The sequence below is a fragment of the Paenibacillus sp. FSL R7-0210 genome (assembly GCF_038009085.1).
GTDB lineage: Bacteria > Bacillota > Bacilli > Paenibacillales > Paenibacillaceae > Paenibacillus_AQ > Paenibacillus_AQ silagei.
In genome coordinates, this window is sequence record NZ_JBBPAR010000001.1 from 1,047,690 (window position 1) to 1,063,415 (window position 15,726).

At 53.8% G+C, this 15,726-nt stretch carries 6 protein-coding genes; all 6 read left to right on the forward strand.

Features of this window, described 5'->3' with window-relative positions:
- Positions 1-96: 96 nt before the first annotated feature.
- The 6 genes from MKY64_RS04505 (at position 97) to MKY64_RS04530 (ending at position 15,614) form a co-directional block, all read left to right on the forward strand.
- On the forward strand, positions 97-6,066 hold the full coding sequence (locus MKY64_RS04505; protein ID WP_340951198.1) for an S-layer homology domain-containing protein: 5,970 nt from the start codon (positions 97-99) through the stop codon (positions 6,064-6,066).
- 322 nt (positions 6,067-6,388) lie between these two features.
- A complete protein-coding gene (locus tag MKY64_RS04510) occupies positions 6,389-7,900 on the forward strand; it encodes a glycoside hydrolase family 43 protein (RefSeq protein WP_340951201.1) in 1,512 nt (503 codons plus the stop codon).
- Positions 7,897-8,892 carry a glycoside hydrolase family 43 protein gene (locus tag MKY64_RS04515; protein ID WP_340951203.1) on the forward strand — a complete coding sequence of 332 codons (996 nt, stop codon included), beginning with the start codon at positions 7,897-7,899 and terminating at the stop codon, positions 8,890-8,892. Before MKY64_RS04510 ends, MKY64_RS04515 begins: the two co-directional genes overlap by 4 nt.
- A gap of 436 nt (positions 8,893-9,328) precedes the next feature.
- A complete protein-coding gene (locus tag MKY64_RS04520) occupies positions 9,329-12,136 on the forward strand; it encodes an endo-beta-N-acetylglucosaminidase (RefSeq protein ID WP_340951205.1) in 2,808 nt (935 codons plus the stop codon).
- A 144-nt stretch (positions 12,137-12,280) separates the two neighbouring features.
- Positions 12,281-14,104: a sensor histidine kinase gene (locus MKY64_RS04525; RefSeq protein WP_340951208.1), complete on the forward strand. Its 1,824-nt coding sequence runs from the start codon at positions 12,281-12,283 to the stop codon at positions 14,102-14,104.
- Positions 14,097-15,614, forward strand: coding sequence for a response regulator transcription factor (locus MKY64_RS04530; protein ID WP_340951210.1), 1,518 nt, complete (start codon positions 14,097-14,099; stop codon positions 15,612-15,614). Before MKY64_RS04525 ends, MKY64_RS04530 begins: the two co-directional genes overlap by 8 nt.
- Positions 15,615-15,726 lie beyond the last annotated feature (112 nt).

Here is a 15,726-nt window from a genome sequence, read left to right on the forward strand (position 1 = left end):
ATCGACATTTTCCGATCATTTGTGAGAATTTTGTGAGAGTGATTTGGTTTTATATGTATAAGCATGCATTTCAATTACTAAGAATGGAGTGAGACAATGAAGCCTAAGAAGCTGCTCGCACTGCTAATGGTGCCCACAATGATCCTGTCTATGTTTCCTGCTGCTCCTGATTCCGCGTATGCAGATACAGCGGATTGGGGAGCCAGAGCCGCATACGGCGGCCTGGACGGAACAGAGCTTTTCCTGGGAGGAAAATACATAGAACTGGGGATCAGTAACTGGGGGGATTTCGGTACAGAGGGGAATAAACCAGCCAATTTCCGTGGTACGAATACAAGAGGCAGTCTAGGTATGAGCGCTGATCATGACGGATATGGCATAGGTAAAGACCTGCCGGTAGATTATTATTTGCCGGGTTCACCCGAAGAGCGTTTCGCTGTCGGCTATCAGTCGGGAGAGAATATATTTACAAAAACCAATGCAGCTGTGAGAGGTTCCAAAGAGATGCCTACTACAGTGGTAAATACTTCCCGGACGGGGGACGGACTGCTAAGTGCTATTGTAACTTCCACTTGGGCTGACACGATGGAGATCAAGCAGGTGATCAGCTTCAAGGAGGACCAGAAGTTCTACCGCAACGATGTAACCCTGACCAATCTAACGGCGGAGAAATGGGACGGGGCGCGGTATATGCGCTCAATGGACCCTGATAATACAGTCGATCAGGGCGGAGAATTTGAAACCTCCAATACGGTGACTCACACTATCGAAGAGGATGGTGCCGCCGTAGTTAGAGCCAATACTACTGGGGATGAAGACCCGCTCTATAAGGCCTTTAATTCAAGAGCGCCGATCTTCTTCTATTCAAGCAACCCGCGGGCGAAAGCTTCCATCTTCGGATTCACTAATACGAACCCTTATGCAGAAGCTGCTTATGACAAGCCGACTGCCAAGAACTTGGAAGTGGTAGCGGACACGGGGATTACCATCACCTGGGATTCAGGTGCGTTGGCTCCGCTTGAGAGCAAGAAATTCACCTATTACACAAGTCTAGATGAGAGGGATTTCAGTGAAGTCATCTCTGACATTGAGCTGGATGAAGGTGCCAGCACCGAACTGGTGGAAGCCAAGGCGAATGATGGAACGGTTACCGGCAACCAGAAGGTGAATATAGTCGGTGCGACCCTTGCTGATTCTATTGATCCAAGCCATATCCGTATCAACAACCTGCCGGAAGGGCTTGACTTCGATGTCACCCGGCTCAGTGATACCGAGCTTAACTTCACACTGACGGGTGCTGCAGTTAACCATGGCAAGGATGCGACAACGAACAATCTGTCCGTTACGGTTGATAAGGAGAACCTGATTGGGAACTCTTCCGGTCTGACGACCAAAACCTTCAGTGTAACGTTCAGGGACCCTGCGGCGATGACTCTGAATAAAGGGATTGTATCCGAAGCCGTCTACGGCTCTGGTGAGATCACCGAGACGCTCGGCGTGACGCTTACTGGTGGCAAATTCGATAAAACAATCAATGCCGCCGATGTTCAGGTGCATGGTCTGCCTGCCGGTCTTGGGACGACAGTGACAAGAGTCTCTGACACCGAGCTGGAGCTCAAATTCACCGGTGCAGCTACCGTGACCAGCGATGTCTACGGAGCTTATGTAAATGCGGCTTCCGGTAAGCTGACAGGAAGTCCGGTGGACCTGAGCACGAACACCTTCAAATTCGATTTCTTGGACAAAGAGCCTTATCTGGTGGTCAAGTCACCGCTGCTCTATGAGTCTGAGATGAATGACGGCAAGATTGAGGGAGCGCTTGTGCTGGAGCTGAAGAACGGTTCTTTCGATGAATCGGTGATCGAGGCTCTTGAAGCGGTGAACTGGCCGCCGGGCCTGACGCCGGGCAAAGTAACCATAGACAGCCCGACCCAGATTACGGTAGCTATTGCCGGGCAGGCTGCCAGCCACAAGTCTGCTGACAGCGTGGACCGGGCAGCGGTTAGGGTTGCAGGTATTCCTTCAGGAACCTTCGCCATTCTGTTCCGCTCCCCTCCGGCAGCAATTGCGGTATCTCCTGAAGTGATTCACGATGCAGGCGACGGGACAGCGGCAGAGAAGCTGACGGTTACCCTGCGTAACGGTGTTTTCACCGAAGAGGTTGGCGAAGGGGTTCACCTCAACAATCTGCCGGAAGGCCTGGACTACAAGGTGGTGCGTATCAGCGACACCGTGCTGGAGATCCAGATTACCGGGGAGGCGGCCAGCAAGCTTGAGGCTTCAGCCTTTGCTTCAGTAACGGTAGACCCGTCCATCATTGTAGATGGCGTTAAGCCGGTGACCTCGAATAACTTCGATGTACAGCTTCCGGGCACGGTGTCACTGGTGAACCGCGATGCGGCAGCCGTTACCTGGGATGTTATCCGCCAAGCGAATCTGGTGCAGAAGTCTGTTGTGTCAGAGCTGCTTTTACCGGAGACAGGCGCTTTCGGCAGCACGATTACTTGGACCTCCAGCAATGAGGCCGTTATTAAGCCGGACGGGACCGTAACACGCCCTGTCTTTGCCAAGGGGGATCAGGAGGTTACTCTGACTGCGGTGCTGAAGAATGGAGATTCTGAACAGACGAAGACGTTTGTACTTGTGGTCAAAAAACAAGCCGGCACCGACAAACAATCGGTAACCGAAGATACTTATCTGCTGACCTGGAACACCATTCGCGAAGAGAATATCCGCCAGGAATCAGTGACTTCAGATGTCTATTTACCGGTGGCCGGTGAGAATGGCAGCATCATCACCTGGACTTCTTCAGATGAAGGGGTCATTACACCGGATGGCAAACTTCAGGCGCCTTCCTACCTGGATGGAGATCGTACCGTTACTTTGACGGCGGTCATCACCAAGGGAGATGTGACAGAGACCAAATCATTCATACTCACTGTTGTCAAGCATCCGCTGACGGACGAAGAGTCTGTGAAAGAGAGCCTGGAAGCTCTAACCTGGGAGAAGATCCGTGCAGGCAATGAGCTTCAGGAGCAGGTGAAAACGAAGCTGGACCTGATTACAGAGGGCAGCTATGGCAGCACGATTACCTGGAATTCCACTGAGGAGTCCGTACTCGGTACAGAGGGTACAGTGAACCGTCCCGGTGCTAATGAAGGGGACCGGAAGGTGAGCCTTACCGCAACAATTACCAAAGGCAATGTCACCGTCACCAAGGAGTTCATTGTAACGGTTAAGGCGAAGCGGGAGGGGCTTGATGCTCAGCTTGATGAAGCTGCCGAACTCCTGGCCATCGGGTATCAGGGGCAGGATACGGCGAAGAGCGTAACGCAAGCCATCACACTGATCTCGAAAGGCTACTATGATTCCGATGTAGTATGGACGAGCCACCGCAGCGATATTGTCAGCAGCACCGGTGAGGTTCAGCGTCCGCTGAAGGATACGGTGGTAAGATTGACAGCTCGTGTTGCTAAGGAAGGCTTTTTCCGGGAGAAGGATTTCTACATCACAGTCAAAGGAACCAGCCCGGTCAATCTTCCTCAGGATGAGTTGAATATTCAAGTAACCTATGCTCCGGGAGATTCAGAGGAGTCGGTGACCCGGAATCTGTTCCTGCCGAAGACAGGGGAGACCGGATCTGTGCTGACCTGGACCTCCAGTAACCCGGATGTGCTCACGAATACCGGACGGATCAAGCGGCCGGGACCGGATGAACAGGATGTGACGGTAGAGCTTACTGTGAAGCTGGAAGATCCTGACCGTCCGGGCGAGACGCTGGTCAAGACCTTTACAATTGTTGTCAAAAAGCTCAGCGACCAGGAAGCTGCAGAGGATGCGGCAAGAAGCACCGGAATCAACACGGCGGCCACTTTCGCGCCTGGTGATACGTGGGAGAGTGTCACCGAAGCCTTCGTATTGCTGCAGACCGGCAAATACGACACCAAGATTACCTGGACCTCCAGTGAAACTCCGGTAATTGCTGTCCAGCAGGATGCGGATCAGGCCAAGGGCAATGTAACCCTTCCGGCCAAGGATACGAATGTCATTCTGACCGCAACCTTCACCCGGGGCGGGAAGAGTGCCGTCAAGCAATACCTGCTGATTGTGAAGGCGAAAGGCGTAGTCAAGGAAGGTGCCGTTCGTGAAGCAACGTCCAGAACAGCCGGACTGTCTACCTCTAATGACGGCAAGCCGCTGGAGCAGGGCGTGACCATTCTAAGAACGAACCTGTCTAACGGAACGAAGATTGACACCATTGTGATTGATGAGAATGAAGTGTATAACCTTGTGGAAGGCGTGAACCCGAATGACCCGGATACAGCCAACCGGAGTGTAACCATCACCCATGTGGATGATCTGTTTGCGCGCGCGGATGAAATTGCAGTTGAAATTCCATCAACGGCCGTTTCGATTCTTGCCGGGCGCAAGGCTTCACTGGATATTGTAACTGCACTCGGCTCGATCCATCTGGATGCAGCCAGCCTGGCACAGCTTGATGCGAGTGCTACCGACCTGTATTTCCGGATTGTACCGGTGAAGGACCCGCAGGCGAAGGCGAACGTCCAGAGCAACGCGATCCTGAACGGTTCTTCCAAGCTGGCGCTGGCCAGTGACAAGACACTTCAGAATCTTGGGTCACCACGGGAGATTGAGACTAACTATGACAAGATCAATACGCGGATTCAGCTTCCGTTGTCAGAGTTCGCGGATCAGATTCCGCTGCAAAGCTCCGGGGTGCGCGACGCCTTCCTGGACAGCTTGCGGGTGTACGTTGAACACAGCGATGGCGAGATTACAATCTACACGCCAGAAATTGTGTATAATCGGGGCGGCGAGCCTGTAGCGCTGGAGATTCAGATTAACAAATTCAGTACATTCCAGATTGTACGGATTACAGATAAGGCTGCGGAGCCTGTTAAAGAAACTGAACCCGCACCTACAACTACAACTGCACCTGCAACTGTCCCTGGGGTAAAAGGCGAGACAGTTCCTTCGGCCAGTGTAGAGCTGACCGCAGATCAAGTGAAGGAATTGCAGAATAAGGGCAGTGAAATTGTGATCGAGTCGAAGCTGGGCACGATTAAGCTTGACGCAGCTGCTATCGATCTGGCAGCGCTCAGCAAGCAGTTTGGACTGAAGAATGACAATCTGGGTGGCATTGTCATCACAGCTGAGCTGGCAGCATCCTCTTCTGACAGCCTGGAAGCCTTCAAGCTTGCGGCCGCGAAGCAGAAGGTACAGCCTGGTAACACTCTGGTGAACTTCTCTATTAAGGCGAAGTATCAGGGACAGACGGTACAGGTAACCAGCCACGGCTGGGCGAAGTACACGCTTGAAGTACCGGCAGATATGAAGATTACCACTGGCGTATTATACCGGGATGGTGCAATCTATCACCAGCCGACATATGTAACCGTTAAAGACGGACGTTACTACGCTACGATCAACAGCCTGGAGAGCGGAGAATTCGGCTTAATCTGGAATCCGCTGGAATTCCCGGATGTAGCGAAGCACTGGGGTGAGCCGGATGTCAATGACATGGGCTCAAGACTGGTGGTAAGCGGCACGAAGGAAGCGGTCTTTGAACCGCAGCGGGCGATCACACGGGCTGAATTCACTGCCATGCTGGCAAGAGCGCTCGGCATTGTCACCCATGGGGAGCAGCCTGTTACGTTCAGCGATGTCTCCGCAGGCGGATGGTACGGGCTGGAGCTTCAGGTTGCTATCGAGAACGGCCTGATTACCGGTTATCCGGACGGAACCTTCAGACCGGACAACAATATCTCCAGACAGGAAGCCATGGCAATTGTCAGCAGAGCCTTGAGCATCACAGAACTGAAGTCTTCGCGCAGCGAAGAGCAGACTCAGCAACTGCTGAAGTCCTTCACCGATTCCGCTTCGGTAGCGAAGTGGGCGATTGCTAATGTGAAGCAGAATCTGGCAGCTGGTATTATTCTGGGCAGAGACGAACAGCGTCTTGCACCGAACGAGAATATTACCCGCGCCGAGGCGTCGGCTGCCATCCGAAGATTACTGATTCAATCGAATCTGATTAATCCGTAAGTATAAGCATCACATAACCATTGTATAAGCAAGATCAGGGTCGTCCCTCAAGCCAGATTATGGTTGGGGGACGGCTTTTTGTTAACTTTTGAGACCACTACAGGGTAGCCGTTAAATCTCCGCAAAAAATGACCATTAACTCAAGCAAAATGGCGAGCAACCGGTGTGTTTTTCCAGTACAATCGGTTGTAGGCGGAAATTGCACATTTTTTCGGGGGAAGTTCTTTAGTCTGCGCATAGGAAAGTTCATTTCGGGCTTGTAAAATAACACTAGCGATTGTAAACGCTTGCTTTCATTCCAGAGGAGGGTATGATGCATTCCATGAATGTGCGGAATCCCGTAATTGCCGGGTATTATCCGGACCCCAGTGTGGTCCGTGTGAATGAAGATTTCTATCTGATTAACAGTACCTTTGAATATTTTCCGGGTGTGCCTATCTTCCATAGCAGGGACCTGATCGACTGGACCCCGATAGGGCATGTGCTGACCCGCCAGTCCCAGCTGGATCTGCGGACCACCAAGAGCTCGTCAGGCATCTACGCCGCCACCATCCGCTATCATGCCGGGCGATTCTACATGATTACCACCGATGTGCGGGGCATCGGCAATTTCTATGTGACTGCGGACAAGCCCGAGGGTCCCTGGTCTGATCCGATTCTGCTGCCGCACGGGGGCATTGATCCTTCCCTGTTCTTCGATGATGACGGGCGCGCCTATGTCACGGTGCAGAACGGTGCGGGCTATGAATCGCATATTATTCAGTATGAGATTGATCCGTTGTCCGGTGAAGTGCTGTCGGAGCCGGTCAATATCTGGAGCGGCGATGACGGCCCGTGGGTCGAAGGCCCGCATCTGTACAAGATCAAGGGCGTCTACTACCTGATGACCGCCTCCGGCGGCACGGCGGGCGATCACCGCGAGATTATTGCCCGCAGCAGCAGCCCTTACGGCCCGTTCGAGGACAAGCCGGAGCCGATCCTGACCCACCGGGGACTCAAGGACCATCCGGTTCAATGCCTTGGACATGCCGATCTGGTCGAGGATACGTCCGGCCAGTGGTGGGCAGTCTTCCTGGGCATGCGTCCCGTGGAAGGCCGGTATTCCCCGCTGGGCCGGGAGACCTTCCTGGCTCCGGTCACCTGGACGGAGGACGGCTGGCCGATGATTGACAATAATGAAGGCACCGTTATAGCCGACGATGAGTCCAGCCTGGAGGAACAGGTGCAGCGCTTTACGCCGGAGAGCGGCTTCGGGCCAGAGTGGGCATTCCTCCGCGCTTATGAAGCGGAACGGTATTCCTGGACTGAACGCACGGGAAGCCTCACCGTGCGCGGGAACAGCTACACGCTGGACGATGAGGCGCCCGCCGTGTTCGCGTGCCTCCGCCAGCAGCATCACCGGATGGAGACAGGCGTCAGCCTTGACTTCACACCGGTGACCGAAGGCGAGCATGCCGGACTGGCTGCGCGGCTTAACAACCGTGGATATCTTTTCTGGGGACTTACTTGCCGCAGCGGCCGCCGGGTGATGGAGCTTGTAGTGAAGAACGGTGAGGAGCGGCAGGTTCACCAGTATGAGGTAAACGGTGAAGGTGCCGTTCAGCTTCGCCTCCGCTGCGACGGCCATTCCTACCACTGCTCCTATTCGGCAGATGGGGTGTCCTGGCATGAAGTCCCGGAGACGGTTCATGTATCGGTCCTGTCCCCGGAGGTCAACGGCGGCTTCACCGGTGTCTGCCTCGGCGTACATGCCTCGGGCAACGGTACAGAGAATGCCAGCCCTGCTTACTATGAAGGATTCTATTATTCCAATATCAAAGGAGATGCCTTATGAATCAGCAACAACCACCTAAGCCTAACCAACCGATCGTAACTCACATCTATACAGCGGATCCGTCCGCCCATGTCTATGAAGGCAAAATCTATATCTATCCTTCCCACGATCTGGATCATGACGAGCCGAGCAATGATAACGGTGACCAGTATAAAATGGAAGATTACCATGTTCTCTCGATGGACAGCTTCGATTCTCCGGTGGTCGATCACGGCGAAGCGCTGCATGTGAGAGATATTCCATGGGCCTCCAAGCAGCTCTGGGCTCCAGATGCCGCATATAAGAACAACACCTACTATCTGTTCTTCCCGGCCCGCGACCATGACGGCATCTTCCGTCTTGGTGTGGCAACGTCGGAGTCTCCCGCAGGCCCGTTCTCCCCGCAGCCGAATTATATGGAAGGCAGCTTCAGTATTGACCCGGCCGTGCTGGTAGATGACGACAACCAGGCGTATATCTACTTCGGCGGACTCTGGGGCGGCCAGCTGGAGAAGTGGCAGACCGGCAGCTTCGTGCCGGATGCGGAAGGACCGGCTGCCGACCAGCCGGCGCTTGGACCGCAAGTTGCGCTGCTTAGCGACGATATGCTGTCCTTCCAGGGCAAGCCTGCTGAGATCTCGATTGTCGATGAAGACGGGAATCCGATTCTGGCCGGGGATGAGGAGCGCAGATATTTTGAAGGCCCATGGATGCACAAATATAACGGCGATTACTACCTGTCCTACTCAACAGGAACCACGCATAAGCTCGTGTATGCGATCGGGAAGAATCCGATGGGACCGTTCACGTTCAAGGGCGAGATTCTGTCTCCGGTCATCGGCTGGACAACTCATCATTCCATCGTGCAAGTGGAAGACAAATGGTATCTGTTCTATCACGACAGCTCCCTCTCTGAAGGCGTCAACCACAAGCGCTGCGTGAAATACACCGAGCTGAAGTACAACGCCGACGGCACGATCCAGAGTATCAATCCTTATCCGGATGCGGAGTAAGCTGGCGGATAAATTAATGAAGGCAAGTAACATATGAGGTAACCATGAAGCAGCTCCTAGAGGGGCTGCTTTTTGGCGTGGCAAGGGTGCGAGTGAGGCAGATGTAGGCGAAATACCGAACACAATGTGCTGGTGCGGGGCGCTCGGGCTGAATGTATACGAAAAAGCGAACACATTGGACAGGTGCGGGTGCGAGTGGGTCGGATGTGTGCGAAAAACCGAATACAATGGCGGCGACGGAGACGCGCGGGCGGATTGTAGTCGAAAAACCAAATACAACTTTTCTTTAATTTGACCAGCGAATCTTTAATTTAGCTTCTATTAGTCCTCGCAGGTGCTGCTATATAGTAACTTTGATAACCATTACCCAGAAGGAAGATTCATCCAGTTATTATGAATGCGTTCTCATCAATCTGAAGAATGAGGAGAGTGAACAATGGTAGCTACATCCCGGACACACAGAATTCGTAAGCTGACTTCAGCGGTATTAGGTACAGCGCTGCTGGTGACCCTACTGCCGCAGACGGCGATGGCCGGAGACACCTGGCCGTTCAAAGGTGAAAGCGCACACGGTGCGAATCAGCCCAGCGTACACGGCTATACCAGCCAGCACATTGCGGACTGGAGTCCGCAGAGAGATCAGGACGCGGCGCTTCTGCGCTCCAGGGTGCCGTTGCAGCAGCGGATTGCACCTTTCCAGCAGACTCAGGCCAATCCGGCGCTGAATCCGGCGGTGCAGATGATGAATGTTGCGGGGGATTATGGCAATGCTTTTATCGAGAATGCCCCGTACACCAACAAGTTCGCCCAGTACCACTTCAACTTCTGGCAGTACATTGACTATTATTCCTACTGGCACGGAACAGCGACAGCGTATACACCGCCGGAATATTACGACGATCTGGCCCAGTCTGACTGGCAGCAGAAATGGTTCGAGTTCGGCATGCTGAATATTCCGAATCCTACCTATACCGATGCCGCGCATAAGAATGGGGTTATGTCGCTGGCCGGAGTGTTCTTCTCGAACAATGACCGGGGGCAGCAGACCTACAAGCAGATGATCGTCAAGGATGCAGCCGGGAAGTTCCCGGTAGCTGAGAAAATGATTGAAATGGCCGAATACTTCGGGTATGACGGGTACTTCCTGAATCAGGAGGAGCAGAATCCGAATGTGGCGACGGCGGATATTCCCGATTATATTGCTTTTATGAAAGCGCTCCAAGATGGCGGGCTGTATGTGCAGTGGTATGATTCCCTGAATACAGCCACGGGAGCCAATGTTTTCGCTAGAACCTTCAATAACAATAATATCTCCATGCTCTACGATAAAGCGGCCAACAAGCCGGTGTCGAATTCGTTTTTCTTCGATTACGGTATGGGCAGCTCGCAGATTACCTCGGCGGCGAATTACTTGAATACCTTCAATGCGGCCCAGGGGACGAGCTACAATCTCTTTGAGACCGGCTTCGCGGGACTTGAAGCCGGGCGCGACCGCTTCAAGAGCGTGCAAGGCACAGCCTTGAGCAGCAAGCTGGCCGGGGGAATTCCACGGACCAGCCTGGCGACACTGGGCGCGGATTTTGTCCATGCTGGTCTCGATGAGGATATGAATCAGTCCTGGCCGGTCTCGAACCGCACGGATAACCAATACCAATGGATGACGAACCTGCGCGAGCAGCTATGGTGGTCAGGACCACGGGTAAATCCGAAGAATACAGCCGTGTCTTCCAATAATACGGTGGCCGATGTGTATGCCGATAACCGCTACTGGCCGGGGGTCGCTTCGGTCATTGCCGAGCGCTCGGTAGTGAAGGACGCCAACTTCTATACCAGCTTCAATACCGGTCACGGCCTCTCCTATTACAAGGGTGGAGCGGTATCCAGCGCAGCGGAATGGTCGAACATGAGCCTGCAGGATGTTCCGGTCACCTGGCAATGGTGGCAGGATACTACAGGCAATCGCCTGAACGTGGACTTCGATTATGGTCCGGGTTATGACCAGACCGCCAATTCGCGCATGAACTACCAGCAACTTGGCGGCTATAATGGCGGAAGCTCGCTGGCGGTGAGCGGGAATCTGAACAGCGAGAACTTCCTGCGTCTCTACAAGAGCGAGCTTGCCTTGAAGGCTGGTTCTAAGCTGTCCATCGTCTACAACAAGCCGTCTGCCGATGATGGCTCTGTGCTTAGCGCAGGACTTATCTTCCGCGACAACCCGAATCAAGTGGTGAAGGTTCCTGTTGCAAATAGCGGGAAGCATACCACGGGCTGGACCACAGCCGAGCTTAATCTTGGTGCTTATGCCGGACGGGAGATCGCGGCCTTCGGTCTGGTGTTCACTCCTGGAGCCACACAAGCAGCCAATTACCAGATGAATATCGGCCAACTGCGGATTCATGACGGCTCGGCGGTCAAGCCATCGGCTCCTACTAGTCTTTCCATTGCACAGGCACTGTCCGGCACGGATGAGATGATCGTGAAGTGGAGCATGGATACCGATTACTCCAAGGTGAAGCAATACAATGTATATGTGAATGATATCTATGTGGGCGGGAAGTATGATGAGACCTTCTATATCAAGAAGCTTCCGGCCAAATCCGGCGTGTTGAAGGTGGCGGCTGTAGGTGCAGACGGGCTTGAGGGCGATCCGGCCACGCTGTCCTTCGACCTGAATGCTGCGGTATCCAAGGTGACTGCCGAATCCGCTGCGAATGGAGAATTCCTGGTGAAGTGGACGAATCCCGCCGCTGCCCAGGGAAGTATCAAGGTAACAGTGAAGTCGGTGAACTGGACTACCACGCCGCAGCCGGTATCGAAGGAATTGACCGTGCCGCAGGGGGCAACCTCAGCCTTGTTCCAGAATATGCCGGTGAACGGAGATGAGTATACGGTTACCGTTCAAGCCGGAAATACCGATAAAATAACCTATAACGGAACGTTCACCGACAAGGTGTCCGAGCCTTATGCAGAGAACTGGTCCTGGAACGGCAACACGCTGAACCTGCCGATGCCAAGCACCCGGGACTGGCGGTATATGTACATTAACGAAGACGGCCAGAACCGGTCGTTCCCGGTCACCTATCTGTCCGGTGCTGCGGGCATGAAGCCGATGATTATCCGCGGCCGCACGACTAAGGCTGCGCTGAGCTTCACCTCTACCGCAGCAGTAGTTACAGTGGTCATGGAGGATTACAGCGGCAACAAGTCGCAGCCTGTATACCTTAAAGGCCAACCAACGCCGTAAGGCACTTTAGGGAATAGATACCGCCCATTCTGCACAACATACACAAAGCGCTCACCCTCTGGCAAAATTAGCAGGGGGGAGCGCTTCTTGTGTATCCCGGCTAGCCGCGCCTGCAAGGCTATCAACTATGTTAGGAGGTGAATAATGCGAAGCCTTTCGCTGTACCGCAAGTATTTTAAAGACAATATGTTCCTGCGCTTCACGCTGATCGTGTCCTGTATCTTCATAGCCACCATTATCGCCTTCTCTTACCTGGTGCTGCTGTTAATCTCGGATTCGGCGGTGCAGCGCCAGATGGATATCCAGCGCAAGAGCATGGAGAGCGTCAGCAATTATGTGGAGAACAAATATCAATCTGTTCAGGATATGCTCCGTGATGTGTATAGGGACGCGAGTCTGGCCAGTAATACGACCTTCCTGCTGGAGAATCCCTTAAGCGATTATATTGAGCACCGGCTGGACCGCTTTCTGCTGGGAGAACAGTCCACCTCGAACGCCATCCAGTATTTCCAGAACAAGATTGACGATGATCCCGATATCCGCAGCCTGATCCTGTACAGCGCCAACCAGCAGGTCATGTATTATTACGACAACCGCAGGCAGTTCGAGCGGATCTCGACCAATGCGGCGCATTCCTTCGTCCCCGATTCGATGGTTCTGGGTGAGGAGAGTGTCGTCTCTGTTCCAAACATTTGGGTGCTGAAAAGTATAGGGATGCCGACAGCCCCGCTGTTCTCGGTGAAGCTGCCGATCAACAATAAGTCCTCGCTGCTCAATATCGGCCAGCTGCTGGTCTACTTCGACTCCGAGGCGATCTGGCAGGCCATGAATAACTATAAGCAGGATTTCAAAGGCGATATCCTCGTGCTCTCGGCCCAGAATGAAGTCATCTTCGATTCATCAGGTAAGGGGTACGGCCGGAAGCTGCCAAAGCTGCAAGAGATTAACGCTGGCGAGGAGTTTACGATAGAGGGAATGGTTGTCACGAGTCTGACGCAGAGTCAGGCGGGGTATACGGTGATCAGCCTGATCTCTAAGCAGGAGCTGGCCGAGACCTACAGCAGTGCGCGGAGCACCATTGTGTCCATCGCACTCGTCTGTATTCTGTTTGCCGTGCTGCTGCCGGCGATGTTCATTTCTAATTTTGCCAAACGGACCCACCGCATTATCCGCTTCACCCGCAAAGTCAAGAACGGGGATCTGAACACCCGGATTGTGGACGGTAAGGAAGATGAATTAGGCCAGATTGCCAAAAGCTTCAACAGCATGCTGGATGAACTGAACCAGTATATCGACCAGGTCTATAAGGCGGAAATCAAACAGAAGCATACGGAGATCGCTACGCTGGAAGCCAGGGTGAATCCGCATTTTCTGTACAATACATTAGAGGTTATCCGGATGCGGGCGATTTCGAGCGGGGCGAAGGATGTGGGGGAAATGATCTACAGCCTGTCCATGCTGTTCAAGTCGTATGTCCGTCCGAAGCAGAAATATACGTTCAAGGATGAGCTGGAGGCCTGCCGTCTGTACCTGGAATTATTCCGTATCCGCTATAAGGACAGGTTCGCATACACCATCGAATGCAGTCCAGAGCTGGAAGAGCTTCCTGTGCTCAAAATGTCGCTGCAGCCGGTCATTGAGAACTATGTTCTGCACGGCATGCGGACAGGGCAGACTGATAATGTGATCCGTATTGTGATCACAGCCGAGCCGGAGAATATCCGCGCGGTTGTTACGGATAACGGCAAAGGGATCGCGGAGGAGCGGCTGGCTCGGCTCCGCGAGGTGCTGGAGGATCACGGCGAATTGTCCGGGTCCGAGTCGTTCGGGCTGCGTAGCATTCATGAGCGGCTGAGACTGATGTACGGCAAGTCTTACGGCGTAGAGCTGGAGAGTGAAGAGGGCAGCGGAACAGTGGTTACGATTACTTTTCCATACCCGCCGAAGGAGGAGAACGCAGATGTATAAGGTGTTTATTGTGGATGATGAGCCGTTCATTCTTAGCGGCCTGCAGGATATATTGGACTGGGAGGAGCTGGGCCTCACGATTGCGGGGCAGGCGGAGAACGGGCAGGAGGCGCTGGAGCAGCTGCGGGAGATTCCCGCTGATATTCTGATTACCGATATCTCCATGCCGGTGATGACCGGCCTTGAGCTGATCCGCGCTGTCCGGGAATTCCGCCCGGATCTCAAGGTGGTGGTGCTGAGCGGCTTCGATGAATTCATGTATGTGAAGGAAGGTCTGTCGCTCGGGATCGAGAACTATCTGCTGAAGCCGATTAATCTGGAGGAATTCCAGCAGACGCTGGAGACGATTGTGGAGAAGCTGAATGTCTCCAGGTTGGATATGCAGTGGTGGGAATATACGAATTCCGTGCTGAAGGATAATGTGCTGCTGCGCTGGCTGCGGGGGCAGATTAATCCGCAGGAGCGTTCCGAACGGCTGAATCTGATCGGCCTGCCGCTCAGCAGCCGTTATGTGCAGGTTGCCCTGCTGCAGGTAGATCCGGCAACGGATACCTTCAGGAAGAGGGTATCCGATCTCGCCGGGGCAGAGGCTTCGTTCTTCATGTTCTGGGATTCGGACAATGATCTGGTGCTGATACATAACTACGAAGAAGCCTCCGCCGGAGCGGCGGAGATGGCGTTCATGCTGGAGGAGATTGCCGGCTTATGCACCGGCGGTGAGAAGCTGCGCGCAGCCGTAGGCTCGCCGGTGTACGGAGTGGACGCCGCTCCCGCAAGCTACGAGCAGGCGAAGCAGGCGCAGGAGTTCCTGGAGATTCATCCGGAGCGCAGCAGCATCTATTATGAGCAGCTGCGGGACCGGAAGGAGGATCTGGGCGCGGTTCTGCCGGAAGACTGGAGCGATTACGCCAAGCTCATTATGTCCAAGAATGTGGCAGGGCTGTCCGAGCAGCTGGAGCTCTATTTCTCGGCCCCCGCAATGGATGGATTAACGCCAGCGATGCTGGAGGAGATCTCGCTGGAATGGATGCTGTTCTTCCGGGTGCTGATCAAGGATATCCGCAGTGAAACGGAGCGTGAGTGTATTGCCGAGGGCTTGACGGCGATCCGCCGGGCGAATTCGCTGCCCGCACTGTCCGCTGCGCTCCGGCAGACCTCGGCAGGCATCATCGGGCTGCTGGACCGGGAGCTGAAGAGCCCGGTAGTGAACCAGGTGCTGAATTATATTGAGAAATCATACAGTGAGGACCTGTCACTGAAGAAGCTGGGCTTCATGTTCAATATTCATCCGGTATATCTGGGACAGCTGTTCCATAAGACGACCGGTGAATCCTTTGCGGAGTATATGAACCGTTACCGGATTGATAAGGCCAAGGAACAGCTCCGCTCGACGAACCTGAAGGTGCATGAAATCGCAAGAAGCGTGGGATACTGGGAAATGGGATACTTCTACAAGCAGTTCAAGAAGTATGTAGGCATTTCGCCGACGGAATTCAAGGGGCTGCTGTGAGGCGGCTCTCTTGGGCGTTACAGAAAAGAAAAGTTTCACGTTGATAACGGATTCAGTGATTTCTCGCCAGAACATTACAGCCCTTGTAAAAGATCAATAACCTGCCTTTGCG